At 70.2% G+C, this 25,695-nt stretch carries 24 protein-coding genes and 1 riboswitch; of the genes, 11 read left to right on the top strand and 13 right to left on the bottom strand.

What is annotated here, in order from left to right; translation table 11 throughout:
• Window positions 1–29: 29 nt before the first annotated feature.
• Entirely contained in the window at window positions 30–692 is a 663-nt protein-coding gene (locus OG361_RS27790) for an AAA family ATPase (protein WP_405857797.1), read from the bottom strand.
• A gap of 151 nt (window positions 693–843) precedes the next feature.
• Window positions 844–941: riboswitch (glycine riboswitch) on the top strand.
• A 172-nt stretch (window positions 942–1,113) separates the two neighbouring features.
• Between OG361_RS27790 and gcvT the strand changes: the two genes are divergently transcribed.
• The 9 genes from gcvT (at window position 1,114) to OG361_RS27745 (ending at window position 8,483) form a co-directional block, all read left to right on the top strand.
• On the top strand, window positions 1,114–2,238 hold the full coding sequence (gcvT, locus tag OG361_RS27785; protein ID WP_405857795.1) for a glycine cleavage system aminomethyltransferase GcvT: 1,125 nt from the start codon (window positions 1,114–1,116) through the stop codon (window positions 2,236–2,238).
• Between the two features lie 77 nt (window positions 2,239–2,315).
• The gene (gene gcvH / locus OG361_RS27780) at window positions 2,316–2,696 is read left to right on the top strand and encodes a glycine cleavage system protein GcvH (RefSeq protein ID WP_405857793.1); all 381 of its coding nucleotides are present in this window, start codon (window positions 2,316–2,318) and stop codon (window positions 2,694–2,696) included.
• Between the two features lie 32 nt (window positions 2,697–2,728).
• Entirely contained in the window at window positions 2,729–3,997 is a 1,269-nt protein-coding gene (gene glyA / locus OG361_RS27775; RefSeq protein ID WP_405857791.1) for a serine hydroxymethyltransferase, read from the top strand.
• A 189-nt stretch (window positions 3,998–4,186) separates the two neighbouring features.
• Window positions 4,187–5,557 carry an L-serine ammonia-lyase gene (locus tag OG361_RS27770; protein ID WP_384568399.1) on the top strand — a complete coding sequence of 457 codons (1,371 nt, stop codon included), beginning with the start codon at window positions 4,187–4,189 and terminating at the stop codon, window positions 5,555–5,557.
• Between the two features lie 250 nt (window positions 5,558–5,807).
• Window positions 5,808–6,080, top strand: coding sequence for a hypothetical protein (locus tag OG361_RS27765; protein WP_329115660.1), 273 nt, complete (start codon window positions 5,808–5,810; stop codon window positions 6,078–6,080).
• Window positions 6,077–6,469, top strand: coding sequence for a type II toxin-antitoxin system VapC family toxin (locus OG361_RS27760; protein ID WP_399696033.1), 393 nt, complete (start codon window positions 6,077–6,079; stop codon window positions 6,467–6,469). The genes OG361_RS27765 and OG361_RS27760 overlap by 4 nt, the downstream gene beginning before the upstream one ends.
• A gap of 209 nt (window positions 6,470–6,678) precedes the next feature.
• Entirely contained in the window at window positions 6,679–6,927 is a 249-nt protein-coding gene (locus OG361_RS27755) for a hypothetical protein (RefSeq protein WP_405862464.1), read from the top strand.
• A 425-nt stretch (window positions 6,928–7,352) separates the two neighbouring features.
• Window positions 7,353–8,108: a transposase family protein gene (locus OG361_RS27750; RefSeq protein ID WP_405852512.1), complete on the top strand. Its 756-nt coding sequence runs from the start codon at window positions 7,353–7,355 to the stop codon at window positions 8,106–8,108.
• A gap of 135 nt (window positions 8,109–8,243) precedes the next feature.
• The gene (locus tag OG361_RS27745) at window positions 8,244–8,483 is read left to right on the top strand and encodes a hypothetical protein (RefSeq protein WP_405857788.1); all 240 of its coding nucleotides are present in this window, start codon (window positions 8,244–8,246) and stop codon (window positions 8,481–8,483) included.
• A 595-nt stretch (window positions 8,484–9,078) separates the two neighbouring features.
• Here the strand turns inward: OG361_RS27745 and OG361_RS27740 are convergent.
• A complete protein-coding gene (locus tag OG361_RS27740) occupies window positions 9,079–9,585 on the bottom strand; it encodes a hypothetical protein (protein WP_405857786.1) in 507 nt (168 codons plus the stop codon).
• A 639-nt stretch (window positions 9,586–10,224) separates the two neighbouring features.
• Window positions 10,225–12,354, bottom strand: coding sequence for a family 20 glycosylhydrolase (locus tag OG361_RS27735; protein ID WP_405857784.1), 2,130 nt, complete (start codon window positions 12,352–12,354; stop codon window positions 10,225–10,227).
• A gap of 434 nt (window positions 12,355–12,788) precedes the next feature.
• On the opposite strand from OG361_RS27735, the gene OG361_RS27730 reads away from it, so the two are divergent.
• Entirely contained in the window at window positions 12,789–13,352 is a 564-nt protein-coding gene (locus OG361_RS27730; RefSeq protein WP_405857782.1) for a hypothetical protein, read from the top strand.
• Window positions 13,353–13,374: 22 nt separating this feature from the next.
• Here the strand turns inward: OG361_RS27730 and OG361_RS27725 are convergent, their stop codons facing one another.
• The 8 genes from OG361_RS27725 to OG361_RS27690 all read right to left on the bottom strand — a co-directional run bounded on the left by OG361_RS27725 (window position 13,375) and on the right by OG361_RS27690 (window position 21,353).
• On the bottom strand, window positions 13,375–14,283 hold the full coding sequence (locus OG361_RS27725) for a CopD family protein (protein ID WP_405857780.1): 909 nt from the start codon (window positions 14,281–14,283) through the stop codon (window positions 13,375–13,377).
• Window positions 14,284–14,350: 67 nt separating this feature from the next.
• Complete coding sequence (locus tag OG361_RS27720) at window positions 14,351–14,566, bottom strand: EF-hand domain-containing protein (protein WP_405857779.1); 216 nt, start codon at window positions 14,564–14,566, stop codon at window positions 14,351–14,353.
• Between the two features lie 175 nt (window positions 14,567–14,741).
• Window positions 14,742–15,926 carry a YncE family protein gene (locus tag OG361_RS27715; protein ID WP_405857777.1) on the bottom strand — a complete coding sequence of 395 codons (1,185 nt, stop codon included), beginning with the start codon at window positions 15,924–15,926 and terminating at the stop codon, window positions 14,742–14,744.
• On the bottom strand, window positions 15,926–16,741 hold the full coding sequence (locus OG361_RS27710) for a polysaccharide deacetylase family protein (RefSeq protein WP_405857775.1): 816 nt from the start codon (window positions 16,739–16,741) through the stop codon (window positions 15,926–15,928). The genes OG361_RS27715 and OG361_RS27710 overlap by 1 nt, the downstream gene beginning before the upstream one ends.
• Window positions 16,742–17,182: 441 nt before the next feature.
• Window positions 17,183–17,689, bottom strand: a complete 507-nt coding sequence (locus OG361_RS27705; RefSeq protein ID WP_405857773.1) for an ATP-binding protein — start codon at window positions 17,687–17,689, stop codon at window positions 17,183–17,185.
• Window positions 17,690–17,760: 71 nt separating this feature from the next.
• On the bottom strand, window positions 17,761–18,528 hold the full coding sequence (locus OG361_RS27700) for an enoyl-CoA hydratase/isomerase family protein (RefSeq protein WP_405857771.1): 768 nt from the start codon (window positions 18,526–18,528) through the stop codon (window positions 17,761–17,763).
• Window positions 18,529–18,613: 85 nt separating this feature from the next.
• Window positions 18,614–19,882: an Ig-like domain-containing protein gene (locus OG361_RS27695; protein WP_405857769.1), complete on the bottom strand. Its 1,269-nt coding sequence runs from the start codon at window positions 19,880–19,882 to the stop codon at window positions 18,614–18,616.
• 232 nt (window positions 19,883–20,114) lie between these two features.
• Entirely contained in the window at window positions 20,115–21,353 is a 1,239-nt protein-coding gene (locus OG361_RS27690) for an Ig-like domain-containing protein (RefSeq protein WP_405857767.1), read from the bottom strand.
• Window positions 21,354–21,506: 153 nt separating this feature from the next.
• On the opposite strand from OG361_RS27690, the gene glgX reads away from it, so the two are divergent.
• Entirely contained in the window at window positions 21,507–23,708 is a 2,202-nt protein-coding gene (gene glgX, locus OG361_RS27685; protein WP_405857765.1) for a glycogen debranching protein GlgX, read from the top strand.
• 8 nt (window positions 23,709–23,716) lie between these two features.
• On the opposite strand, the gene OG361_RS27680 is transcribed toward glgX, so the two are convergent.
• Entirely contained in the window at window positions 23,717–24,361 is a 645-nt protein-coding gene (locus OG361_RS27680; RefSeq protein WP_405857763.1) for a response regulator, read from the bottom strand.
• Window positions 24,358–25,668, bottom strand: coding sequence for a sensor histidine kinase (locus OG361_RS27675; RefSeq protein WP_405857761.1), 1,311 nt, complete (start codon window positions 25,666–25,668; stop codon window positions 24,358–24,360). The genes OG361_RS27680 and OG361_RS27675 overlap by 4 nt, the downstream gene beginning before the upstream one ends.
• Window positions 25,669–25,695: the final 27 nt, after the last annotated feature.

Raw genomic sequence — 25,695 nt, 5'->3', positions numbered from 1 at the left:
AAGCGGTGGGTACGAAAGTGGTACGGCTCTCAGGCCACCCCGCGGAATCCGATCCTCCGCAAGGCGTCCGCGGCGTCCCGGTCCAGGAGGGTCGCCGAGGCGCAGCCGGGCGGCAGGCTGCCGGACTCGGCGGTCCGCAGGAGCCGGCCGACGGCCCGCCGGTGCCGGGCGAAGGCGTACGCGGAGACCCCGCGGCCCCGGGCGCGCTGGCCGTCCCGCGCCGTGTCCGGGGCGACGTCGAGCAGGATCAGGTGCAGGGCTCCGCCGCGGCGTCTCGCCTCGCGGGCGAGCCAGCCGCGCACCCAGGACTGGGTGCCGCAGTCGTGCACGATCACGCTCGCCCCGGAGCGCAGGGCGCGGCGCAGTCCGGCGTAGTGCGCGAGCCGGACCAGGGGACGGTAGAGCGCGTACGGCAGGAGGCGCGGCATGCGGGCCTCCCAGTGCTCGCGGGCGTCCTGGGAGTCGATGCCCCGGCCGTCGGCGGCGCGCTTCATGAGGGTGGACTTGCCGCTTCCGGGCAGCCCGGAGACGACCACGAGGTCGCCGGCCGCGAAGGTGAGGGCACGGGGGCCCCGCCCGCCGCGCTCGCGCAGGTCCCGCAGGATCCGGCCGCGGCGGCGGGTCCGGGCGCGGGCGCGCTGGGACGGTATGCCGGTACCCGCCGCGTATGCACCGGTGTGCTGGATCCTCATCGCTGCTCCCCCTGCCGGGCCTCGGAAGACCCTTGCCCATAAAGTGTAAAGAAGCGGTAATGAGATACAAGTGATGTGCCACGCGGAGCACGCGTGCAATGATGTCCGCGCCAGGCGCGCACAGTCGCCACACAACCTCATACCGGCCGCTCGAATCCGCGCGGGAGAGTTCCGGACGCCCCGTGCGCCGGACGCCGAAGGAGCAAGACCCTCCCTTGAATCTCTCAGGCCCCGTACCGCGTGGATGAGGCAGATCTGAAAAGCGGGACACCCTGCCGTGTCCCCACCCAAGGTGCAAGCCGACCTCTCGGTGACGAGATGCTCTCGGTGAACCTCTCAGGTTCCATGACAGATGGGGAGGACGTCCTCGCCCGTCATGTGTTTCGTCACCGAACCGCCCTTGGGATCCGGGAGCCACCCCATGAGCACTGCCCCCCGTCTGACCGCCCTCGATGCGCTGCATCGTTCCCTGGGCGCGACCATGACCGACTTCGCGGGCTGGGACATGCCGCTGCGCTACGCCAGCGAGCGGGACGAGCACATCGCCGTCCGCACCAAGGCGGGCCTCTTCGACCTCTCCCACATGGGCGAGATCACCGTCACGGGTCCGCAGGCCGTCGAGCTCCTGGACCACGCCCTCGTCGGCAACATCTCCACGGTGGGCGTCGGCCGTGCCCGCTACACGATGATCTGCCAGGAGGACGGCGGCATCCTCGACGACCTGATCGTCTACCGCCTCGGCGAGACCGAGTACATGGTCGTGGCGAACGCCTCCAACGCCCAGATCGTCCTGGACGCGCTCGTGGCCCGCTCCGAAGGCTTCGACGCCGAGGTGCGCGACGACCGTGACGCGTACGCCCTGATCGCGGTCCAGGGCCCGGAGTCCCCCGGCATCCTGAAGTCGCTCACCGACGCCGACCTGGACGGCCTGAAGTACTACGCCGGTCTGCCCGGCACGGTCGCTGGCGTGCCCGCGCTGATCGCCCGTACCGGCTACACCGGCGAGGACGGCTTCGAGCTGTTCCTGAAGCCCGAGCACGCCGAGGGCGTCTGGAAGGCGCTGACCGAGGCGGGCGCCCCGGTCGGCCTGATCCCCTGCGGTCTGTCCTGCCGTGACACGCTCCGCCTGGAGGCGGGCATGCCGCTCTACGGCCACGAGCTGACGACCGCCCTCACCCCCTTCGACGCCGGTCTCGGCCGGGTCGTCAAGTTCGAGAAGACGACCAACGAGGGTCGCTTCGTCGGCCGTGAGGCGCTGGAGAAGGCCGCCGAGCGCGCCGAGACCGCCCCGCCGCGCAAGCTCGTCGGCCTGATCGCCGAGGGCCGCCGGGTCCCGCGCGCCGGCTTCTCCGTCGTCAAGGACGGCGAGGTCATCGGCGAGGTGACCTCCGGCGCCCCCTCCCCGACCCTCGGAAAGCCGATCGCGATCGCGTACGTGGACGCGGCGCACGCCGCGCCCGGCACTCAGGGTGTAGGTGTGGACATCCGCGGCACCCACGAGCCCTACGAGGTCGTGGCGCTGCCGTTCTACAAGCGCCAGAAGTGACGCAGTCGTCTCACCCCGGGTCTCACCTCGCGAGACCACCGTTCATCAGTACTCCCCCGATCCAGGAGAATCAGGTCATGAGCAACCCCCAGCAGCTGCGCTACACCAAGGAGCACGAGTGGCTGTCGGCCGCCGAGGAAGGCGTCGCGACGGTCGGCATCACGGAGTTCGCGGCCAACGCGCTCGGTGACGTCGTCTACGCCCAGCTCCCCGAGGTCGGCTCGACCGTCACCGCGGGCGAGACCTGTGGCGAGCTGGAGTCGACGAAGTCCGTGAGCGACCTGTACTCCCCCGTCTCGGGTGAGGTCGTCGCCGCCAACCAGGACGTGGTGGACGACCCGTCGCTGGTGAACACGGCTCCGTTCGAGGGTGGCTGGCTGTTCAAGGTACGCGTCGCGGGCGAGCCGGACGAGCTGCTCACCGCCGACGAGTACACCGCGTTCTCCGCCGGGAACTGAGACCGGACCCGAGACCCCCTAGGGATCGATTCATGTCGCTTCTGAACACTCCCCTCCACGAGCTGGACCCGGACGTCGCCGCCGCCGTCGACGCCGAGCTCCTCCGTCAGCAGTCCACCCTCGAGATGATCGCCTCGGAGAACTTCGCTCCGGTCGCGGTCATGGAGGCCCAGGGCTCCGTCCTCACCAACAAGTACGCCGAGGGCTACCCGGGCCGCCGCTACTACGGCGGCTGCGAGCACGTCGACGTGGCCGAGCAGATCGCGATCGACCGGATCAAGGACCTGTTCGGCGCCGAGTACGCCAACGTCCAGCCGCACTCCGGCGCCTCCGCGAACCAGGCCGCCCTCTTCGCGATCGCCCAGCCCGGCGACACGATCCTGGGTCTGGACCTGGCGCACGGCGGCCACCTCACCCACGGCATGCGCCTGAACTTCTCCGGCAAGCAGTTCAACGTGGTCGCGTACCACGTGGACGAGGCCGGTCTGGTGGACATGGCCGAGGTCGAGCGCCTCGCCAAGGAGCACCGCCCGAAGGTGATCATCGCGGGCTGGTCCGCCTACCCGCGCCAGCTGGACTTCGCGGAGTTCCGCCGGATCGCCGACGAGGTCGAGGCCTACCTGTGGGTCGACATGGCCCACTTCGCGGGCCTGGTCGCCGCCGGTCTGCACCCGAACCCGGTCCCGTACGCGGACGTGGTGACCTCCACCACGCACAAGACGCTCGGCGGCCCCCGCGGCGGCATCATCCTCGCGAAGAAGGAGTTCGCGAAGAAGCTGAACTCCTCGGTCTTCCCCGGTTTCCAGGGTGGCCCGCTGGAGCACGTGATCGCGGCCAAGGCCGTCTCCTTCAAGGTCGCGGCCTCGGAGGAGTTCAAGGAGCGCCAGCAGCGCACCCTGGACGGCGCCCGCCTCCTCGCCGAGCGTCTGGTCCGGGACGACGTCACCGCGCACGGTGTCTCGGTCCTGTCCGGCGGTACGGACGTGCACCTGGTCCTGGTCGACCTGCGCGACTCGGAGCTCGACGGCCAGCAGGCCGAGGACCGTCTCCACGAGGTCGGCATCACGGTCAACCGGAACGCCGTTCCGAACGACCCGCGTCCGCCGATGGTCACCTCGGGTCTGCGCATCGGTACGCCGGCGCTCGCGACCCGCGGCTTCGGGACCGAGGACTTCACCGAGGTCGCCGACATCATCGCGGAGACCCTGAAGCCGGGCTTCGACGCGGAGAAGGCCGAGGCCCTCAAGGCCCGGGTGACCGCGCTGGCCGACAAGCACCCGCTGTACCCCGGCCTGAAGTAATTTCGTACGATTTAGTTCCGACTTCGTTCGTACGATACTTCCGGGGCACCGCGCACACTGGACAGTGAGCGCGGTGCCCCACCCCATGTCGTCGCGCCGTCACGCACGCACGACCGCACGCTTTTCTGCACGCTTCTCTGCACCACCCCGGCAGACAACGGCGTCTAGCCCCCCACAAGGAGTCCTTCCGTGGCCATCTCGGTCTTCGACCTGTTCTCGATCGGCATCGGCCCGTCGAGCTCCCACACGGTGGGCCCCATGCGCGCGGCCCGGATGTTCGCCCGCCGGCTCAAGAACGAGGGCCTGCTCGCCCACACCGCGTCGATACGGGCGGAGCTGTACGGCTCGCTCGGCGCGACCGGCCACGGCCACGGCACCCCCAAGGCGGTCCTCCTCGGCCTGGAGGGCAGCTCGCCCCGCACGGTGAACGTCGAGACGGCGGACGACGAGGTCGAGCGGATCAAGTCGAGCGGCCGGATCAACCTCCTCGGCGCGCACGAGATCCCCTTCGACTTCGACGCCGACCTGATCCTGCACCGCCGCAAGGCGCTCCCGTACCACGCCAACGGGATGACGATCTTCGCGTACGACGCGGAGGGCGCGCTCGTCCTGGAGAAGACGTACTACTCGGTCGGCGGCGGCTTCGTCGTGGACGAGGACGCCGTGCAGGGCGAGAACCCGATCGTCCTGGACGACACCGTCCTGAAGTACCCCTTCCGCACCGGTGACGAGCTGCTGCGGCTCGCGAAGGAGACCGGCCTCTCGATCTCCTCCCTGATGCTGGAGAACGAGAAGGCCTGGCGCACCGAGGAGGAGATCCGCGCGGGTCTCCTGGAGATCTGGCGGGTCATGCAGGCCTGCGTCTCGCGCGGCATGTCCCGCGAGGGCATCCTGCCCGGCGGCCTGAAGGTGCGCCGCCGCGCCGCGAACACGGCCCGCAAGCTGCGCTCCGAGGGCGACCCCGCGGCGCTCTCGATGGAGTGGATCACCCTCTACGCGATGGCCGTGAACGAGGAGAACGCGGCGGGCGGCCGGGTGGTCACCGCCCCGACGAACGGCGCGGCCGGCATCATCCCCGCGGTCCTGCACTACTACATGAACTTCGTGCCCGGAGCGGACGAGGACGGCGTGGTCCGCTTCATGCTGGCGGCCGGCGCGGTCGGCATGCTCTTCAAGGAGAACGCCTCCATCTCCGGCGCCGAGGTCGGCTGCCAGGGCGAGGTCGGCTCGGCCTGCTCGATGGCGGCAGGCGCGCTCGCCGAGGTCCTGGGCGGCTCCCCCGAGCAGGTGGAGAACGCGGCCGAGATCGGCATGGAGCACAACCTGGGTCTGACCTGCGACCCGGTCGGCGGACTCGTGCAGATCCCGTGCATCGAGCGGAACGGCATGGCCGCGGTCAAGGCGGTCACGGCCGCGAAGATGGCGATGCGCGGCGACGGCAACCACCTGGTCTCCCTCGACAAGGTCATCAAGACCATGAAGGAGACCGGCGCGGACATGAGCGTGAAGTACAAGGAGACCGCGCGCGGCGGTCTCGCGGTGAACATCATCGAGTGCTGAGGTTCTAGGCCCTGACCAGCGCGTTTCCATCTTTCAGCGCTGGCAGGGCCTTCCCTGCTTGCACGGCGGAAAGTCCCTGGAATCTCCCTGGGACAGACGTGAAAGTCCCTGAGCAGTCCCTGGCGGATCCCCCACTGATGGGCGTGTGACCTGGAAGTTCGCGGCACCCGCGCAGCGATGATGTCCCTCGGGCACAGCAGATCGAACCATCACCTTATTCAATAACAAGAGTCTTGTTAAACTGGGTCCCATGGCTACCTCTCCTGCGCCCGGCGAAGGACCCGTCCGACCCGTATCGGTCTCGCTCCACGAAGGCACCATCGCTGCCCTCAAGGCACGTACAGGCAAGCGAGGCATGTCCGCCTACGTCGAGTCCCTCATCCAGCGCCAACTGGAGCGGGACCGACTGCGCGAACTCATCGAGGACGCGGAAGCCGACCATGGCCCGGTCGACCAGTCGGCCGTCGACGCCAAACGTGCGGTCCTCCGCGGCGAGACGGCCAGCTCGGCGGACGCCGCGTGAGCGGCACGCTCGTCCTGGACTGCGAAGGCCTGTCCAAACTGGTACGACGCACACCTGAGATCACCGAGTGGCTGACGGCAGCCGAAGCCGAAGACATCCGCGTCGTCACCAGCTCCGTCACCCTCGTCGAAGCACGCGACCCCAAGGTCAACCAGGCCCGCTTCGACTATGCCGTCTCCCGAGTGAACATCATCCCGCCCAACGAAGCCATCGCCCGCCATGCGAGCAAGCTCCTGGCCACGGCCGGACTGCACGGCCACAAGTACGCCCTCGACGCCATCGTGGCCGCCACCGCGCTCACCTCGCCGGCCCCAGTGACCGTCCTGACATCGGACCCCGAAGACCTCCTGATGCTCTGCGGCCCCAGCGTCCGCATCATCAAGGTCTGACCGTGAGGCCGCGCCTCGACCCACCCCTTGCGCGGATCAGAGCGCTGCGCGGAAGGCCAGTGCGCAGCCGGTACGCAGCTCCTCATCACTCCGGCCAACACGACGCAGAAGCAGGCTTGGTTGATAGCTGCGGCAGGAGCGTTGGACCGGCTACTACTCCATGCCGTGAGCGCTGGGCACCAGGGATCGTAGGGGGAGACGTCGTGGAGATGCAGATCAAGGTCGACGCAGAGGGTGACGACGCAGCGGCGCACGATCTCTACTACTGGCTCAGACAGGATCGCGAACTCCGGCGTCACGCGAAGGCCGACCTGACACAAGCCCCTGAAGCTTCTGATCGCATGAACGCGGGCGAGACCATCAACATGTTCGTCAGCAATGGCCTTGCCGCCGCAAGCTTGCTGGTGAACATCGTGGTCGCCTGGCGAGCAGCCCGCCCTTCGCCGCAGGGACCGTGACCTTCGACCGCGACGGTACGACCGTGACCGTGCACGATACGTCGGAGGAAACCCTTCGCCGAGTCGTGGATCTGTTGGCGTCCGCGCCTCCCGGCGGAGCTTCAGGGGCGACTGACACGGGAGAGTCATCGGCGCCGTCGGGCTCCGGAAACAGGTGATGAGTCTGCCTGATCCCGACGGTACCCGTGTGGTGCTGATCGGGGCGTCGGAGTACCAGCGCTTCCCGGACTTGCCAGCGGTGCGCAACAACCTCAGCAGGCTTGCCGAGCTGTTCAGATCCCCGCGCTTCGGCGGCCTCCCTGCCGGGCACTGAGTCTTTTCCAACCTGACCGCGCTGGCCGCGTGTTGGACGGATCTGCGGAACGACGAAGCTCCTGGTAGACGGGTTCTCGACCAAGATCGCCCGTAGCCACCAGGAGCTTCGTGTGCTCGTCTACCCGTCGTCGATCGACCTGTCCAGTCGCACCCTGCGGTACCTGACCGGACGACTCGCTGCCCGGCGAGGGAAGATCGGGACCCGGTGGCGGCGTCTGACCGCCGGTCGTCAGGCTCTCCTCGCCCTGGCCCATCTGCGGTGCGGTGACACCTACGCCCAGCTCGCCGCCGGGTTCGGTATCGGCATCGCGACCGCATACCGCTACATACGCGAGGCCGTCGACGTGCTGGCCGCGCTCGCGCCCACCCTGGCCGAGGCGATGCGCATCGCGCGGACCAAGGCGTTCGTGATCCTGGACGGCACCCTGCTGCCGATCGACCGGATCGCCGCCGACACCCCGTACTACTCAGGCAAACACAAGCGCCACGGCATGAACATCCAAGTCCTCACCGACCCGTTCGGACGCCTGCTGTGGGCCTCGCCCGCGCTGCCCGGCTCCACCCACGACCTGACCGCCGCCCGCACCCACGGCATCGTCGAAGCACTCACCGACGCCGGCCTCAAGTGCTGGGCCGACAAGGCATACCAGGGCGCCGGCGGCTCCATCCGGGTGCCCTTCCGCGGCCGTCGCCTCAAGCGGTGGCAGCGCCGCCACAACAGCACACACGCCAAGATCCGCTGCCTCGGCGAGCAGGCCATGGCCACCCTGAAGCGCTGGCGTCTCCTACGGAAGCTCCGCTGCAGCACCAACCGCATCACAGCGATCATCCAGGCCGTCCTCGTCCTTCACCACGCGTCAGCGTGAGGTTGGAAAAGGCTCATTACCTGCTGGGAACCGGGGCCTGGACCGTCGGAGCTCACAGCCTGCCTCCGCTTCGACCTCCACGACGCCGTGCACGCATGCGAGCTGCTACTTCTTGCCCGTCGACAGTCTGTGGCGGTGGACTTCCTCACGGAGCACATCGACAAGTGGGACGATCGCGAGATTCATCTCATCGGCACGATGAATATCGCGATAGACGGCGAGGTCGGCGCAACCCTCGCCGACATCGCAACGCGTGCGCTGCGCCGGCTCATGCCCGGCGCAGCAGGCCCAGCCATCTACCACGACGGGGTCCCGTCGCTTGAGCGACTGCTGAAGTCGTCACGACTCCCGCGGATCTACCGCCACCCCAGGTAGCAACCAAGCCTGGCCAAACCCTCCACAGCAAATGCGTAGACACCCCGTCGGCGTTACGCGCACAGCGCCCCGATGAAGTAGTCGAACGTCTGCATGGGCGCCAAACGTCTGCCTCCACTCAGGAACGTCACACACCGTCGGATACCTTGCAGGTAACCGGCGACACGAAGTCCCTAAAAAATCCCTGACATGACGCAAAGCGCGCTTGTCGCGCTAAATTAGCAGGTCAGAACCACCACCACATGCGGCCGACATACGCGTGAAGTACAAGGAGACCGCACGCGGCGGTCTCGCGGTGAACATCATCGAGTGCTGAGGCTTCAGGCTCTGACAGCACGTTTCCATCTTTCAGCGCTGTCAGGGCTTTCCCTGCTTACGAGGTGGAAAGGCCCTGGAATCTCTCAGTCTCCATCACGTACCGGACAGGACGACCGACCGACCTGAGCCACGATTGCCTCAGCGGAAAATGCCTTCCCCGCTTCCCGGCGGAGAAGGCACTTTCGAGTTTCCGGAGAGGTCTACCCCACGTCACGTACGATTTCGCGAGAAACCGCCTGCGAAACCAGGCGTGAGATTCTCCCCGGCGACCCGGCCATCAGGCCCTGTCGAGATAGAACTTCTCGTGCTCGCCGCCGTTGGCGTTGACCTGACAGTTCACCGTTCCGCCGGGGCCGGTGGCGGTGGTCACCCCGCTGCCGGTCACCATGCGCAGGTAGACACCCGGGAAGGCCGCCGACTCGAAGGAGAACGAACCATCCGCCTGGGCGCGAAGGTGGTACTTCTCGTAGGGGTGGGCGCCGTATTGGCAGTTGACCTTCCCCCCGCCGGCCATGGTGGCGGGGACCTCGGCGCCGTCCAAGCGCAGGAACACGTTCGGGAAGGCCACCGACTCGAAGGCGTACGACCCGTCTTCCTGCGGCCGGACCTTGTACCCGGTCCAGGGGCCGGTGCCGTACTGGCAGTTGACCGTCCCGCCGCCGGAGCCGGTGAAGGAGGTCACCCCGGTCCCGTCCATGCGCAGGTGAATATTCGGGAAGAACGTCGACTGGATCGTGATGGGCGCGTCCCCGAGCTTTGCGAGGTCAGCTGCCGATAAGTGCATGATTGCCTCTCCTGCGGTGTGAGTGCGTCTTGGGCGAGTCGAATTCAGTGCCGATGGCGGAATCCTTTGTGGCACTGAATACCGAGATAGAGGATTGCATCGGGATGAACCGCGTGGCCTCATCGGCTCCATGAGTAACTTCCCGTAGAAAGGAAGTCCGCCGAATCGCAGAAAAGGCGGCATTGCAGCCGCCATTCATGTCACTCCGCCCCCTATTTCCTGCTCTCGCAGGCCCCGAACTCACTGTATTCTCGCGAACACGGTCTGTCCACCGTGCTTCAGCGACCATTTCCAGCCTGTCGGTGAAGCCGGGTACTGAACTTGCGCGACGAGTCGGCGGTCAAGCTGTGGAAAGGAGGTCTGGCCGCAGGCAAATGCGCCACGGCGGCCCGTGGAGCCTGGGCCGTCTTCGAGGACGAGGCCGGGCAGTCCATGAGACCGCCGCGCGCCAGGACTCGGGGACGAATCGGCCACACGCCTGCCGTCCGTGTCCGCGCTCGGAGATCCGGCCGCAGTCGGACACGGGGACGTCGACACCGGCCGCGTCGGTATGCGGAGGCGGCGGTGCGGTCACCGGTCGAAGCCGGTGACCGCACCGCCGGGCCGTCAGGCCGTCATCAGACCGTCAGGCCTGACGTGTCATCCGATGGTCCAGCGCTGCAGCGCCGATCCACTGGCGGGCTGCTGGGTGACGGGGGCGTTGTTGGCCGTCGAGGCGGTGGTGATCACGAGGCCGCTCTTGACCGAGGTCAGGGTGTGGCCGCCGCCGGTGGCCGCCGCGACCGTCCACCGCTGGTTGGTGGTCCCGCTGCACGTCCACTGGATGACGGAGGCGCCGGCGGACATGGACCCGGCGTTGACGTCGACGCAGAGCCCGGAGGCGACGTTGACCAGAGTGTAGGAGCCATCCGGCTGCTCGGTGAAGGTCCACTTCTGGCTGTTGCCGCCGACCAGCGCCGAGGTGGTGAGCTGGGTGCCGTTGGTCCCCTTCTTGGGGACGGTCAGGGCCTGACCGCCGGTGGCGACGGTGTGGACGCCGTTGAAGACGCCGCCGCCGGAGCCGCCACCGCCGGACCAGGGAACGTCCGGGGCCGCGTAGTAGGCGATTCCCGCCGCGGTCCAGCGTGCGCCGTGGGTGGCCAGACGGTTGCTGAAGTCGGTGTAGTTGTGGGTGGACTGCGGCGACCAGCCGATCTCGGCGATGGCGGGCAGGCGCGGGAAGGTCATGTGCTCGGCGTAGACGTACGGCTCGGGGAACTGGCTCGTGGACGTGGGCAGCTGGTTGCTGCCGGCGTACGCGCGGTCGGCCCACAGGGCGGCCTCGACGCCGGCGATCTTGTCGGCCGGGACGAGTGAGCCGGTGCCGTTGAGCTTGGCCGTCGAGGTGGTGGGGTCCCAGTCATACGCCTTGCTCAGCGGGACGTAGCCCTGCCAGGACAGGCCGTACGGCGTCGAGGAGTCGTACTTCATGTCCAGGTACGCGTGGTCCGAGGGGGACATGACGAACTTGGCGTTCTGCTGGACCGCGTTGCGGACGAACTGGATATCCTCGGTCTCGCTGGAGGTGCCGATGCTGCCCCGGTCGTCGGCGTCGCCCCACCACTGCATGATGCTGTTCGCGGGGATCGTGGACTGGCCGAGCTGGTGCCAGCCCATCACCGTCTTGCCCCGCGCGGTCGCGGCCGCGGTCGCGGCCGAGACGTAGGAGGCGTACTGGGACGGGGTGGCCGCCGGGGTCTCGTCACCGCCGAGGTGGACGTACGGTCCGGGCGTCATCGCCGCCACGGTGTCGATCACGGTGGTGAGGAAGCCGCTGACGTTGGAGACGTGCTGGGCGTCGCTCAGACAGTAGAGGCTGATGCCCACGTCGAAGCCCGAGTACGGGCTGATCGCGGTGTTGTTGCAGTTGAGGTTGGCGACCGACGCGAGAGCGGCGCTGGTGTGACCCGGACCGTCGATCTCCGGGACGACGGTCATGAAGCGGGACTTGGCGTAGGCGACGATCTCCTGGTACTCCGCCGCGGTGTAGTACCAGTTCGTGCCGCCGGTGAAGCCGCTCTGCGTGCTCGCGCCGACCGTCGTCAGGCTCGGTATCGCGCCGATCGCGATACGCCAGCCCTGGTCGTCCGTCAGGTGCAGGTGCAGGGTGTTGATCTTGTACGTGGCGGCCTGGTCGATGTACCGCTTGAGCTGGGACATCGGGAAGTAGCGGCGGGCCACGTCGACCATGACGCCACGGTAGGAGTACCGGGGCGAGTCCGAGATCTGCACGGGGGCCACGGTCCAGGGACCCGGCTTGACCGAAGTGGACTCGATCGCCGCCGGCAGCAGCTGCCGCAGGGTCTGCACCCCGCGGAACAGGCCCTGCGCCCCGTACGCGGTCACCGTCACACCGGTGCTGCTCGAGTCCAGGGTGTAGCCCTCGGCGCCCAGGCTGGACGAACCGTTGGGGTTCAGGACGATGGCCTGGCTCGCGGGCTGGGAGGTGGTGGTGACCGGAAGCGTGTAACCGGTCGCCGGAGCCAGCAGCCCCGCGAGGTACGAGCCCACGCCCGCCGCGTCGGGATCGCTGGAGGAGATGACGTTCACCGGCGTCTGCGCGGTGAGAGTGAAGCCACTGCCGGTCGAGTTCGTCTGGGAGACGGGCTGCGGCACGATGGCCGGGGCGGGCTCGACCGCCGTGGCCGTCGCCGGCAGAGGCACGGCCAGAGCGAGGGTGAGAACGGCGAGAGCGGCGAAGCTTCTGCCCCGTGGGCGCGAAGAGCGCAAGGGGGACTCCTTACGGTGGAGGGGGACGCACGGCAACGGGCGCGGCTGGGCATGCCGCATCCCGTCAGGGGGTGCGGTGATGACATGAGAAATGCAGCCGAGAACACTGATGGTGCGCGGTTATGCGTAGTCGAGCCCGATGCCGATCGCTTTCGAGCAAACCGTGGCAGTGCAGGAGTCGAAGCGTCAAGGCTTACCCGGACGTAGCTTCGTTACGCGCAAAGGCTCGGTGCGCGTGCGATGGACACCGGGCGGCACCACCGGCCCGACGAGGGACTCGGACGCTTCGGGCGGCGTGAACGGCGCGATCCATCTCGCGGGTGAGGGCGAGCGCCGCCCGACGGCACCCGCGGTGCCGGGGACAGGAAAGGAGAGGGATCACGCTGTCCCGCGAAGGGCCACCCCGCCGAGGCGCCGCCTGTAGTGTCCACGTCATGACTACGGAGACCGCCGACGCGGAGTGCCTCGCCCTCACGCGCAGCCTGCGCCGCCGCGGCGCGATCGTCCTCGCCGTGTTCGCCCTCGTCTGGGCCTTGGCGGGAGGTTCCGGGATAGCGTCGGAGCCGGTGTCGGGCATCGTCAGCGTCCTCGCGGTCATCGTGACGGCCGGTGCTGTGGTGGCGGCTCGCCGGGGCACCGCCGGACCGGTGACACGGACCGTACGGCTGCCGGAAAAGTGGAACCGCGGGGTCGGTCTGGTCAACGCGGCCGAACTGGTGGCGATCTTCGGGGTGATCGCCGCGTCGAACGCCTCGGGCCACCCGGAGTTCGTTCCGGTCGGGATCTGCCTCGTCGTCGGTCTGCACTTCTTCCCGCTGGCGCGCCTCTTCGACCAGGGGCAGTACACGTGGACGGCGGTCTTCCTGACGGCGGTCGCCCTGGTGGGTCTCGCCGTCCTGGCGGCCGGCGCCCCGGCGGAGACGGTCCGTGCGGTGGTGGGCCTGGGCGCGGCGGCCGTGCTGTGGGCCTCGTCCTTCCACGTGGCCCTGCGGGGCTGAGCGCCCTCTCCGGACGAATCCCTCAGGGCGCGATCCAGTGCGGGTCCGGCACGACGGTGAGGAGCGCCGAGACGACCATGACCGCTGCCAGCACGGCCACCTCCGTCCGGGCCGGTGTCTCGGCGTCGCCGCCGGACACCATCCGGCTCCTGGCCACCAGGGCCAGCAGGCTGACCCCGCCGAACAGCACCAGCTTGACCAGCAGGACCCGGCCGTAGGCCGTGGTCAGGACGGCGTCCAGCGGCAGCCTCCGCAGGGTGGAGACGGTGCCGGTGACCGCGAGGGCGGCGTAGACGCAGGCGGCCATCCGGGCGTAGCGGACGAGGACCTCCCGCCCGCCGCGCCGCAGCCGCATGGTGCGCAGCACGTACAGGAGCGTGCCGAACCAGAGCGAGGCGCCCGTGAGGTGGACGACGGCGAGTCCGACGCCGACGGCGGGACTGTACGCCTCGGGGTGGGCGCGCATCGCCTCTGCCGCGACCGCGACGGCGAGCGGGGCGGCGGCGAGGGCCGGGCGCCGGGAGGCGGCGCACAGGGCGGCGAGGGCGAAGGCGTTGGTGGTGACGAGCAGGAGACGGCCCTCACGCAGCCCGTAGACGACGGGCAGGCTCAGTCCGCTGACGGCGGCGAGGAGCAGCAGGAGTCCGGCGGAGGCGGCCGCGGCGAGCAGCGCGGCGGGCACGGAGAGGGCACGGGGGCGCGGCCCCTCCCCGGCGAGGCGGTGCCCCACGAGTTCGCCGGCGTGGACGGCGAGGCCCGCGAGGACGAGGAGGCGCAGCAGCGTGGTGGTGCCGGCCGCGGGAATCCGGAGCTCGCCGGTGCCCGTCTGGGCGAGGCCGGCGCCCAGCAGGGCGACGGTGAGTACGGCGACCGCGGCGAGGACCGCCGCCGTCAGACGGCTCGGGGTACCGAGGGGTCCGGGAAGCGTCACCGGACGATCGTCACCGAGCCCCGGGCGGGCGGCAACTCAGACTGAGCCGCCCGCCCGGGTGGGCGGGTCAGGCCTTGCTGAAGTGCGCCCAGAACTCGTCCCAGGACAGGACGCCGTCGCCGTTGGCGTCGCGCTGCTTGATGAGGACCTCGGCCACCGTCTCGGTGACGTTGAAGTCGCCGAGCTGCGCCATGACGCTCTTGTACTCCGCGGCGGTGATGAAGCCGTCCCCGTCCACGTCGAACTTGTTGAATGCCGTGCGTGCCGACTCGATGTCCGCCACTGCTTCCGCCCCTTCTCGGTGCTTCTCTGACGGTGGTCAGATTAGCTGGCCCGCCGCTGCCGGATGATGGCGGTATGAACACGATCGGCCTCCTCACGGTGGCCGACGCCCTGCCGGGGGCTCCCCCGCCGGCTCCCGCTCGCCCGGCTCGAGCGCCCCGGAGGTGAACCGAGCCCTACCGGAAGACGCCCGTGTGGCCGAGGGAGTAGCGGCCGGGCTGTGGGTAGACGGCGAGGCCGTGGGGGCCGCCGCCGACGGGGATGCGGGCGAGCTGCTTGCCGCTGGTGGTGTCGATCGCGTACACCTCGGAGTCGTAACGGCCGGACAGCCACAGGACCTTGCCGTCGGCGGAGACGCCGCCCATGTCGGGGGAGCCGCCGTCCGGCAGCCACCACTTCTTGGTGAGCTTGTTCTGCTCGAAGTCGAAGACCGAGATGGAGCCCTCGCCGCGGTTGGGGACGTACATCTCGCGCGAGTCCCGGCTGACGTAGAGGCCGTGGGCGCCCTTGCCGGTGGCCAGCAGGGTGGGGGTGGTGAACTTCTCGCCGTCGAGGACCCACATGCCGTGGGCCATCATGTCGGCGATGTAGAAGGTCTTCCCGTCCGGGGAGATCTTGACGTCCTGGGGCATGGCGCCCTCGAAGGGCAGTTTCTGCTGGCCGATCACCTCCATCTTCTCGGTGTCGACCTTGAGGAGTTCGCCGGAGAACTCGCAGGAGACGACGAAGTACCGTCCGTCGGCGGAGAAGTCGGCGTGGTTGACGCCGTAGCAGCTGACCGGGACGGTCTTCTTCCGCTCCATGGTGTGCGGGTCGCGGAAGACGAGTTCGCGGTCGAGGGAGGCCATGACGACGGCGTACTTGCCGTTCGGCGTGAAGTAGAGGTTGTACGGGTCGTGGACCTCGACCGCCTTGCCCGCGACTCCGGTGGCGGGGTCGATGGGGGTGAGGGTGTGGCCCCGGTTGTTGTTGACCCAGAGGGTCTTCAAGTCCCAGGACGGGACGACGTGCTGGGGCTGGACGCCGACCGGGATGGTCTCGACGACCTGGAAGGTCGCGGGGTCGATGACCGAGACGGTGTTGGAGTTGGTGTTGGGGACGTAGACCCGGGAGGGGAAGTTCCTGACCACCGGGGAGAGCTTGTTCGGCCGGTCGGCGGCGTAGACGTCGTTCGGGTCGAGGAGGGGCGGCATGCCGGGGAGCCCGGTGGGGGCGGCCGCGGGCTTCGGTACGGCGGGGGCGGCGGCCTTCTTCACCCCGGTGGCGCCCTTCTCGCCCTGGTTCGCGATGCCGCAGCCCGCGAGGGTGACGAGCAGGGCGGCGGCGAGGAGGGTCCTGGTTCTCCGGGTGGGGTGTGCCATCAGGTCAGCAGCTCCGTGGTGGTGACCGCGCGCAGTCCGCGGCGGTCGAGGTCGGCGAGGAGGAGGGGCAGGGCCGCGGCGGTGTCCGGGTAGCCGAAGTGCAGGCTGACGACCGATCCGGGCCGGACGGATCCGGCGACGTCGCGGACGATCGCGGCGGCGCCGGGCGAGGTGAAGTCGAGGGGGTCGACGTCGTACGAGAGGGTGTGCGGGTATCCGGCGCGGTGGGCGGCGCGCAGGACGGTGGGGGCGGCGTACTGGGTGCGGGAGGGCCGGAACCAGCTGCCGACGGAGCCGGTGAGGCGGCGGAGCCGGTCGGCGCAGGCCCGGATCTCCGCGTGGGCCTCGGCCTCGGTCATGGTGTTGATGTCGGTGTGGTGCTGGGTGTGGTTGCCGAGGTCGTGTCCGCCGTCGAGGACGCGGCGGGCCATGTCGGGGTGTTCGTCGAGCCAGGCACCGACGGCGAGGACGGTGACGCGCGCGCCCGCCTCCTCCGCCTGGGCGAGGAGGGTGCGGGCGAGGGCTGGGTCGCCCTGGCCGTGGAAGGTGAGGGCGACCCGGGGCCGGTCGCGGGGGCCGTGGACGATCTCCTCGGGCAGGCCGGGGAAGCGGCGGGGGGCCGGGGCGGCGACCGGCGCGGGGGCGGGGCCGGCGCCTCGGGAGGCGGGGGCCGGGCGCGGGGACGTGGGGGTGGGGGTGGAGCGCCGGGAGTCGGGGGCGGGGCGGGGCTCCGTACCGCAGGCGGTGGCGAGGGCTCCCGCGAGGGCGGCGGCCGCGCCCGCCCGGAGGGCCCCGCGGCGGTCGGTCTGCTTCACCCGACCAGTAAAGAAGGATCTCGACCGAATCGTGATGATTAGGCCGATTCAGGACGTTTGGCGATCACGCAGGGGCGTCCAGCATGCGGACGAGCCCAGGAAACACCCGATGAACCGCATAGCCATTCAATGTTTGCAAGGCGGGTGCCATAGATCACCAATGATTCATCGACGATCAATCCCGCTTTGTCCGACTCTGCCCCGGTAGGGACTTTTGGCGGCAAGGCCCCCTGTCTGCCATAGTCGGAGCCACGACCCCCATTGACCCGGGCCAGGTCGACATAGCAGCCGTGGATACACCCCCCCCGTCCACGGTGCACCACACGAGAGCCCCCTGGCGCCGCACTACGGCGGACGGGGGCTTTCGTGCATGCCGGGGGCGCGTACGGGGGGACGTACCAGGGGCGTGCGAACGGGGCATTCGTACGTACGGAGGCACCCTCAGGCGCGGTCGACGACCCGCATCTCGAACCAGGTCGTCTTGCCGCGCGGCGCGAGGTCCACGCCCCAGCGGTCGGAGAGCTTGTCGACGAGGAAGAGCCCCCGGCCGCTCGTGTCGAGCTCGGCCACGGGCATCAGACAGGGCAGCCCGCGCGAGGGATCGCGGACCTCGATCCGGATCCAGCCGCGCCGCCGGTGCATCCGCAGCGCGAAGACCCGGGCGCCGGTGTGCCGGACGGCGTTGCCGACGAGCTCGGAGACGAGCAGCACCGCGTGCTCGGCGATCTGCGCGCCCAGCCCCCACTGCCGCAGGACCACGGCCTGCGTGAGCCGGCGGGCCACCCACGCGGACTCCGGGCGGGACGGCAGCCGCACATCCTCCTCGGCCGGGTTGCCGTACAACTCCAGTACGTCGGCGACCTGTTCGTCATCCGCGGCCGGTGGCCACCGCTCGGCGGCGGCGCTGCCGCGCTGCCACGGTTGTTCCCTACCATCCAGGCCCGCCATGCCCCCCATCATGGCCGCACGGAGCCGTCGGCGGGGGCCGTTCCGGTGGAATCGGCCCCCTCGGAGACGGCTCAGGCGAACTTGGCCTTGCCCGGGCCCTCCTCGACGAAGCTGCGCATGCCGATTTCGCGGTCCTCGGTGGCGAACAGCCCCGCGAACCAGGTGCGTTCGATGGCGAGACCGGTGTCGATGTCGGCCTCCAGACCCTGGTCGACCGCCTCCTTCGCGGCCCGCAGGGCGACCGTCGGACCCTGCGCCAGCTTGGCGGCCCAGGCGTGCGCCTGCTCGTACACCTCGGCGGCCGGGACGACCCGGTCGACCAGGCCGAGGGTCAGGGCCTCGTCGGCCTTCACCATCCGGCCGGTGAAGATGAGGTCCTTGGCCCGGGAGGGGCCGACCAGCCGGGAGAGCCGCTGGGTGCCGCCGGCGCCCGGGATCAGGCCGAGGAGGATCTCCGGCTGGCCCAGCTTCGCGTTGTCGGCGGCGATCCGGTAGTCGGCGCAGAGCGCGAGCTCGCAGCCGCCGCCCAGCGCGTAGCCGGTGATCGCGGCGACGACGGGCTTGGGGATGCGGGCGATCGCGGTGAAGGAGTCCTGGAGGGCGCGCGAGCGCTTGACCATGGCCACGTGGTCCATGACCTGCATTTCCTTGATGTCCGCGCCGGCCGCGAACACCTTCTCGCCGCCGTAGAGGATCACGGCCCGCACGTCGTCGCGGTCGGTCGCCTCCTGGGCCAGCTCGCGCAGCCGGTCCTGGGTGGCGATGTCGAGGGCGTTCATCGGGGGGCGGTCGAGGCGGATCGTGCCGACGCCATCGGCGACTTCGAGGTTCACAGTCATGGAAGGAAGGTTAGTGGCCGTTAACGGCAAGGGGCCCGGTGCTGTTGCTCACAGCACCGGGCCCTTCAGACGTACGAGCGGTGGACTACTTGGTCCACTCCGACCAGTCCATGTTCCAGCCGTTGAGGCCGTTGTCCGGCTTGATCTGCTTGTCCTTGGAGTTCTTCACGATCACCACGTCGCCGATGATCGAGCTGTCGTAGAACCATGCCGCTGGCATCGAGCTGTCGCCCGCACCGCGCGCGTCCTGCAGACCGACGCAGCCGTGGCTGACGTTGGACGAGCCGAAGGTGCTCTTCGGGGCCCAGTAGTTGCCGTGCACGAAGGTGCCCGAGGTGGAGAGACGCATCGCGTGCGGGACGTCCTTGATGTCGTACTCGCCGCCGAAGCCGACCGTGGCTCCGTTCATGCGGGTCACCTTGAACTTCTCGCTGATGACCATCTGACCGTTGTACGTGGTCGTCGACGGGGCGCCCGCGGTGATCGGCAGCGTCTTGATGATCGTGCCGTCCCGCTCGATCTTCATCGTCTTGGCGCTCGCGTCGACGGTGGAGACCTGACGGCGGCCGATGGTGAAGGTGATCGTCTTCTTCTGCTTGCCGTAGACGCCCGGGCGGCCCTCGACGCCGTCCAGGTTGAGGTGCACGGTGACCTTGGTGCCGGCGGCCCAGTACTTCTCCGGGCGGAAGTCGAGGCGGTCGTTGCCGAACCAGTGCCCCTCGATCTCCACGGCCGGCTCGGCCGTCACCTTGATGGCCTTCTCGACGGCCTCGGGGTCGGTGATGCCCCGGGTGAAGTTGACGGAGACCGGCATGCCGACGCCGACCGTCGAACCGTCCTCCGGCGTGTAGTGGCCGATGAAGGTGTTCTTCGGGACCAGGGTCGTGAAGGTGGTGTCCTTCGCCGACTCACGGCCCTCGGCGTCCTTCGCGATCGCGTGGACCTTGTACTGGGTCCCCGCGGACAGATGGGCGGTCGGCGTCCAGCTGGCGCCGTCCGTCGCGATCTTGCCCTCGACCGCGGCGCCCTTGGAGTCGGCGACCGTGACCGTCGTCAGCTTGCCCTGCTCCGCGGTGACCTTGAGGGCACCGCTGGTGGCGACCGAGTCGGCGCCGTCCTTCGGAAGGACCGTCACGACCGCCTGGGAGGCGGCGTTGTCCGGCTTGCCGCTCCCCTGCGACGCCGGGTCCTGGCCCCCCTTGCCACCGCCGGTGGCCGTCTCACCGCCGCCGCAGGCGGTGAGCACGAGGAGCAGTGCCCCCGCGGCCAGCGCCTGCAGACGGACGCCCCCGCGCCGTCGGCCGCGCCGGCCGGTCGCTCCTACCGATGCCCCCGATATCGGCTGCCCGTTCACTGTGGTCGTCTCCCCTCACACGGCCTGGCAACGCCACGGCCCCACCCCCGTGCGCATCCGCTCGCGCACACGGCGCTAGATAATCACACCGCAGGACACGAAAGATCCTCGCGAATGTCACCGTTCCGTCCCGATCAAAGTGATACGGAGAGCAGAGGTGGCCTGGTGACGAGGGGGACATGAGGAACGCGAGGGAGAGAGCGCCTCGGGAGCGCGAGCGGACACGGAGGGCTCAGCGCAGCGCCGAACCGGCCTTCCAACGGATCCAGTCCATGTTCCATCCACCGAGCCCGTTGTCGGGAGCGACCTTCCGGTCACGCGAGTTGACCACTTCCACCACGTCGCCGATGAGCGTCCGCTCGAAGAACCAGCCCGCGGGGGAATCCGCGCTGCCGCCCTTCTCGTCCCGCAGCCCCACACAGCCGTGGCTGACGTTGGCCGAGCCGAACGTGTCGGGCGAGGCCCAGTAGTTGCCGTGCAGGAAGGTCCCCGACTCGGTGAGCCGCATCGCGTGCGGGACGTCCTTGATGTCGTACTCGCCGCCGAAGCCGACCGTCCGCCCGTCCATCCGCGTCACGTCGTACAGCTCGGTGACGACCATCTTCCCGTTGTACGTGGTGGTCTTCGGCGCGCCCGCGGTGATCGGCACGGTCGCCAGGACCTCGCCGTTCCTGCGGACCTCCATGGTGTGCGCGGCGGCGTCGACCACGGAGACCTGGGAGCGGCCGACGGTGAAGCCGACCTTCTTGCGCTGGATGCCGTACACGCCGGGCGCCCCCTCGACGTCGCGGAGCGCGAGCTCGACGGTGACCTCCGTGCCCGGCTGCCAGTACGCGGCGGGGCGGAAGTCGAGCCGCTCCTTGCCGAACCAGTGGCCGACCACCTCGACCGGCGGGTCCGAGGTGACCCGGATGGCCCGCTCGACGTCGTCCCGGTTCTCGATGGGCCGGTTGAAGGAGAAGGAGACGATCATGCCGGCGCCGACAGTGGAACGGTTCTCCGGCTTGAAGTAGCCGATGAACCGGCTCTCGGGCACCACCGTGGTGAAGGTGGTGTGCCGGGCGGAGCGCCGGCCGTGCGCGTCGAGCGCGACGGCGTCCACGCTGTACTTGGCGGCCAGCGCGAGCCGGGCGTCCGCCCGGGGACGCCAGCGCAGCCCGTCCGCCGAGATCTCGCCGGCGACCCGGGTCCGCTGGGCGTCCTCGACCTGGACGACCGTCACCCGTTCGAGCCGTCCGCTGTCCACCCTCACCTCGACGGGACCCTCGGCCGGCACCCCCCGGCTGCCGTCCTCCGGGCTGATCCGGATGACGTCCCCGGGAGCCCGTGCCTTACCCGGCAGGGAGATGTCGATGCCCCCGCCGCCGTCCGCTCCTGTGCATCCCGCGAGGCCCGCCATCAGTCCCGCCACCGCCAGGGCGTACCTCGCCCGCTTCCATACACGTTTCACTCCCGGCCCAACGATCCCCACCCTCCAGGGGAAACGTGCGTGCGGGCCATGTTGGGAGCACGGCCGTGCGGGCAGAACAGGGAGGACGACGGGAAAGAGCGACGCGAGGGAGCGGCGGCCGGGACGCCGCCGCTCCCCGGGGTGCGGGCCCACGAGCCGCAGGAGGCCGGGACGGTGTCGAGCGCAGCCGAGCAGGAGGCGGTACAGGAGCATGCCCTGGAGCGGGCCGGGCCACCGGTGTGGCCGGGGGCGCCGACGCCCCTCGGTGCCCGCTGCCGGGTCGGCCCCGACGGGGTGAGGGGCACCAACTTCGCCCTGTGGGCGGGGGGCGCGGAGGCGGTGGAGCTGTGCCTCTTCGACGGGGACGGCACGGAGCTGCGGCTGCCGCTGACCGAGCTGACCCATGAGATCTGGCACGGCTTCGTGCCCGGAATCGGCGCCGGACAGCGGTACGGCTTCCGGGTGCACGGCCGCTGGGACCCGTGGACGGGAGCCCGCTGGAACCCGGCGAAGCTGCTCCTCGACCCGTACGCCCGAGCCGTCGAGGGTGACTTCGCCCTGCCGCCGGAGGTGTACGGGCACGTGCGGGACTGGCCGCAGCAGCATGTGGCCGACACCGTCCGCGACGACCGGGACTCCGCCCCGTACGTGCCGAAGGGGGTCGTCGTCCAGGACGACGACGACTGGTCGGACGACCGCAGGCCCAAGACGCCCTGGCAGGACTCGGTCATCTACGAGCTGCACGTGAAGGGCTTCACCCAGCAGCACCCCGGCATCCCGGAGCGGCTGCGCGGCACCTACGCGGGGCTCGCGCACCCGGCGGCGATCGAGCACCTCGTACGGCTCGGGGTGACGGCGGTCGAGCTGCTGCCGGTCCATCAGTTCGCGCACGAGGACCATCTGCTCCGGCGCGGTCTGCGCAACTACTGGGGCTACAACTCCCTCGGCTACTTCGCCCCGCACGCCGCCTACTCCTCCTCCGGGACGACCGGCCAGCAGGTCGGCGAGTTCAAGCGGATGGTGCGGGCGCTGCACGCGGCCGGGATCGAGGTCATCCTCGACGTCGTCTACAACCACACGGCGGAGGCGGGCGAGCTCGGCCCCACCCTCTCCCTCAAGGGCATCGACAACCGCGGCTACTACCGGCTGCAGTCCGACGCGCGCCGGTACGCCGACTACACGGGCTGCGGCAACACGCTGCACGTCGTCCAGCCGCAGGTGCTGCGGCTCATCACCGACTCGCTGCGGTACTGGGTGACGGAGATGGGCGTCGACGGCTTCCGCTTCGACCTGGCGGCGGCGCTCGCCCGCTCGATGCACGACGTCGACATGCTCTCGCCGTTCCTCGCGGTCATCGCCCAGGACCCGGTGCTGCGGCGGGTCAAGCTCATCGCCGAGCCCTGGGACGTGGGCAACGGCGGCTACCAGGTCGGCGCCTTCCCGCCCCTGTGGACGGAGTGGAACGACCGCTACCGGGACGCCGTACGGGACTTCTGGCGGGGCGCGCTGCCCGACGTGCGGGACCTCGGCTACCGGCTCTCCGGCTCCAGCGACCTGTACGCCTGGGGCGGGCGGCGGCCGTACGCCTCCGTCAACTTCGTCACCGCGCACGACGGCTTCACCCTCCGGGACCTCGTCACGTACGAGCGGAAGCACAACGAGGCCAACGGCGAGGGCAACAGGGACGGCACCCACGACAACCGCTCCTGGAACTGCGGGGCCGAGGGCGAGACCGACGACCCGGGGATCGAGGGGCTGCGGCTCCGGCAGCAGCGCAACCTCCTCACCACCCTCCTCCTGTCGACCGGGGTGCCGATGCTCGTCGCCGGCGACGAGATGGGCCGCACCCAGGGCGGCAACAACAACGCCTACTGCCAGGACAACGAGATCAGCTGGCTCGACTGGTCACTGCCGGAGGACCCCGGCCGGGCCCAGCTCCTCGCCCTGACCCGGCGGCTGCTCGCCCTGCGCCACCGCCATCCGGTGCTGCGCCGCCGGGCGTTCTTCTCCGGACGGCCGCAGGGCGCGGACGGGCTGCGGGACCTGGCCTGGTTCGGCGCGGACGGCGGCGAGATGACGGAGCGGGACTGGTACGCGCCGACGGCGACGCTCGGTCTGTACCTCTCGGGCCGCGACATCCCGGGCCGGGACGAGCGCGGGGAGCAGATCACGGACGACAGCTTCCTCGCCGTCCTGCACGCCGGATCCCGGCCGCTGGAGTTCCGGCTGCCGGGACCGCCGTGGGCGGAGTCGTACGAGCTCGTCGTGGACACCGCCCGGGAGGACCAGTCGGGCGCACCGGGGACGGAGTACCGCGGCGGGGAGCCGATCACGGTGGGCGCGCGTTCGACGGTGCTGCTGCGGGTGAAGGCCTGAGGGGGCGGTCAGGAACGGCCCAGGATCCCGCGGTCGTAGCCGGCGGCGACGGCGGCCGCGCGGTCCTTGACGCCCAGCTTGCCGTAGATGTGGGTGAGATGGGTCTTCACGGTGGCCTCGCTGATGAAGAGCTCAGCGGCGATGGCGCGGTTGGCGGTGCCCTTCGCGACGAGGCCGAGGATCTCGCTCTCGCGGGCGGACAGGGTGGTGTCGGCGACGGCGACGGGCGTGCGGACGGCGGTGACCAGGCGGGTGGCGACGGCCGGGGAGAGGACGGTGCGGCCCTCGGCGGCGGAGCGTACGGCGGCGAACAGCTCCTCGCGCGGCGCGTCCTTGAGGAGGTAGCCGGTGGCGCCCGCCTCGATCGCCGGGAGGGTGTCCGTGTCCGTGTCGTACGTGGTGAGGACGAGGACCCGCGAGCGGGCGCCGCGGCGGGTGAGTTCGGCGATGGCGTCGACGCCGTTGCCCGCGGGCATGCGCAGGTCCATGAGGACGACGTCCGGGTCGAGGCGCAGGGCGAGTTCGACGCCCTCGACGCCGCCGGAGGCCTCGCCGAGGACGCGGAAGCCGGAGCCGGCCGCGGTGAACATGCCGCGCAGGCCGTCCCTGACGACGGGGTGGTCGTCGACGATGAGAAGGGTGATGTCAGTCATGGCGCGCCCCACGGTACGCGGGCGGAGATCGCCGTGCCCTCGCCCGGGGCCGTCTCCACGGTGACGGAGCCGGTGAGCCGTTCGGCGCGGGACCGCATGCCGTCGAGGCCGAACCCGCCGCCCGTGGCGTCGTGTCCGGGCCGGGCGAGCGGGTCGAAGCCGCGGCCGTCGTCCCGTACGTCGAGGGTGATCTCGTCGTCCATGTAGGAGAGGGTGACGCCGGCCCGGGAGGCGCCGGAGTGGCGGGCGGCGTTGGACAGGGCCTCCTGGGCGATCCGCAGGAGGGTGGCGGCGACCTCGCCGTGGAGCGGGAGCTCGGTGCCGGTGACGGTGAACCGGGTGTCGACGCCGGTGCGTTCGGCCCATTCGGCGACGGTCTTGCGCAGGGCCTCGGGCAGGGTGTCGTGCTCCAGGGCGACGGGGCTCAGGTTCCGCACGGAGCGCCGGGCCTCGCCGAGGCTGTCCCGGGCGAGGTCGGCGGCCCGCCGGAGGTGGACGTCGGCGCGCTCGCGGTCGGGGATGGCGGCCGCGGCCTGGAGCTGGGCGATGACGCCGGTGAGGCCCTGGGCGATGGTGTCGTGGATCTCGGCGGCGAGCCGGCGGCGCTCGTGGGCGACCCCGGCCTCCCGGGCCTGGAGGAGGAGTTGGGCCTGGAGGGCCGCGTTCTCGGCGAGGGCCTGTTCGAGGCGGGCGTTGGTGCGGCCGAGTTCGGCGATGGTGGTGGCGCGTTCGGCGGCCTTCTCGGCCTCCTTGCCGCCGAGGTGGGAGAAGACGGCGACGAGGGAGAGGTTGAGGGCGAACAGTCCGCCGAAGGCCAGCCAGTTGACGAGGGCGGCGGGCGGCAGTCCGCCGGACTGGGAGCCGGCCATGGTGACGGCGGTGACGAGGAGTCCGACGCGGGAGGCGCGGCGGGGCAGGAGGTGCTCGGCGTCGAAGTAGCCGATGCAGGCGTAGATCGCGAAGAAGGGGTTGAGCCAGGTGAGGGCGAAGGCCAGGGCGGTACGGAGGGTGAAGTAGCCGACGGAGGCGGGCCCGGGCGCCCCGAACACGAGCACGGGCGCCGTACCGGGCGGTTCGGCGTCGGGGCCGGGCTCCCGGTCCCGCGCGCGGGCGGCCCGGGCGCAGTGGCGGTTCCACCCCGCCTGGAGGACGAGCGCGGCGAGTACCAGGGCCCCGGCGGCGACCTCCTCCCCGCCGCTCATCAGCATCTCCGCCGCAGCGGCGGAGATGACGGTGGCGACGGCGAGCAGCCCGTAGGGCCCCCAGCGGAAGAACTGGCGCCAGCGCTCCTCGACGGTGGTGGGCATCGGGCCCTCTCCTTCTCCCTCTTCCGC

Origin of the sequence: Streptomyces sp. NBC_00090, from assembly GCF_045160815.1 — a bacterium.
In the GTDB taxonomy this organism is placed as follows: Bacteria; Actinomycetota; Actinomycetes; order Streptomycetales; family Streptomycetaceae; genus Streptomyces.
Note: the sequence above shows the minus strand (reverse complement) of the source record. Positions and strands in the feature narration are given on the sequence as shown.

Excerpts from the sequence above, each read along its gene's own strand:
- OG361_RS27790 (WP_405857797.1), bottom strand. The coding sequence starts at position 692 with ATGAGGATCCAGCACACCGGTGCATACGCGGCGGGTACCGGCATACCG.
- gcvT (WP_405857795.1), top strand. The coding sequence starts at position 1,114 with ATGAGCACTGCCCCCCGTCTGACCGCCCTCGATGCGCTGCATCGTTCC.
- gcvH (WP_405857793.1), top strand. The coding sequence starts at position 2,316 with ATGAGCAACCCCCAGCAGCTGCGCTACACCAAGGAGCACGAGTGGCTG.
- glyA (WP_405857791.1), top strand. The coding sequence starts at position 2,729 with ATGTCGCTTCTGAACACTCCCCTCCACGAGCTGGACCCGGACGTCGCC.
- OG361_RS27765 (WP_329115660.1), top strand. The coding sequence starts at position 5,808 with ATGGCTACCTCTCCTGCGCCCGGCGAAGGACCCGTCCGACCCGTATCG.
- OG361_RS27755 (WP_405862464.1), top strand. The coding sequence starts at position 6,679 with ATGCAGATCAAGGTCGACGCAGAGGGTGACGACGCAGCGGCGCACGAT.
- OG361_RS27740 (WP_405857786.1), bottom strand. The coding sequence starts at position 9,585 with ATGCACTTATCGGCAGCTGACCTCGCAAAGCTCGGGGACGCGCCCATC.
- OG361_RS27730 (WP_405857782.1), top strand. The coding sequence starts at position 12,789 with ATGACTACGGAGACCGCCGACGCGGAGTGCCTCGCCCTCACGCGCAGC.
- OG361_RS27715 (WP_405857777.1), bottom strand. The coding sequence starts at position 15,926 with ATGGCACACCCCACCCGGAGAACCAGGACCCTCCTCGCCGCCGCCCTG.
- OG361_RS27705 (WP_405857773.1), bottom strand. The coding sequence starts at position 17,689 with ATGGCGGGCCTGGATGGTAGGGAACAACCGTGGCAGCGCGGCAGCGCC.
- OG361_RS27700 (WP_405857771.1), bottom strand. The coding sequence starts at position 18,528 with ATGACTGTGAACCTCGAAGTCGCCGATGGCGTCGGCACGATCCGCCTC.
- OG361_RS27680 (WP_405857763.1), bottom strand. The coding sequence starts at position 24,361 with ATGACTGACATCACCCTTCTCATCGTCGACGACCACCCCGTCGTCAGG.
- OG361_RS27675 (WP_405857761.1), bottom strand. The coding sequence starts at position 25,668 with ATGCCCACCACCGTCGAGGAGCGCTGGCGCCAGTTCTTCCGCTGGGGG.